General features: G+C 62.3%; 1 pseudogene. It reads right to left on the minus strand.

Annotated features, from left to right (window positions below):
- Positions 1–20: 20 nt before the first annotated feature.
- Positions 21–790: pseudogene (locus OCW50_RS33080) on the minus strand (IS5 family transposase).
- Between the last annotated feature and the right edge of the window lie 85 nt (positions 791–875).

The following is an 875-nucleotide window of genomic DNA, read 5'->3' on the forward strand; positions in this document are numbered from 1 at the left end:
GCTCTAGGCTGAATCGACATTCAGCGCATCCATTGTAGTGCCGCGGCGATCAGAATGAAGCTGAGGAAGTTTGCGGTCCTTCGGTCATAACGGGTGGCAATACGGCGGCAATGTTTGAGTTTGTTGAAGCAGCGCTCGATCAGGTTGCGCGCCTTGTAGGCCTCACAGTCATAAGGGATCAGGACCTTTCGCGTGGGATTGCACGGGATCACCGCTTCGGCGTTCATGCTGGCGATGATCTGGCGCAGGGCATTGGCGTCGTAGGCTTTGTCAGCCAGGACCCGCCTGGGCGTCAAACCCGCCAGCAAGGCGGCGGCCTGGGTGACATCGCCACGCTGGCCGGGCGTCACAATCACGCGCAGCGGACGCCCTTGGCCATCGACGGCCATGTGGATCTTGGTGGTCAGTCCGCCTCGGGAGCGCCCCAGAGCCTGGTCCCCCCTTTTTGGCCGCCCCCCTTGCCGGTGGCCGCCTGCTGGTGGGCGCGCACCAGGGTGGAATCAAGGGCGACATAATCGTTGTCCGGATCCTCGATGAGGTGGTCGAATACCTTCTCCCACACCCCGGCCCGGGCCCAGCGGGTGAAGCGTTTGTGCAGGGTCTTCCACTTGCCATAGCGCTCCGGCAGGTCATGCCAGTGCGCGCCGGAGCGCAGCACCCACAAGACGCCGTTCACAAAGGTCAGATTGTCCTGCGCCGTGCGTCCGGGATCGCCCGCCTTGCCCGGCAACAGCTTTTCGATCCGCCGCCACTGGACGGCTGTCAGCTCATAACGCTTCGGCTTGGCCATGGGTCAGGCACCAGATCAGCAAATCCAGGGCCCCAGGAATCACAAATCACCCTCAAAGTGAATCCTGAATGTCGATTGGACCTAG

The sequence above is a fragment of the Microvirga sesbaniae genome (assembly GCF_025460805.1).
In the GTDB taxonomy this organism is placed as follows: Bacteria; Pseudomonadota; Alphaproteobacteria; order Rhizobiales; family Beijerinckiaceae; genus Microvirga; species Microvirga sesbaniae.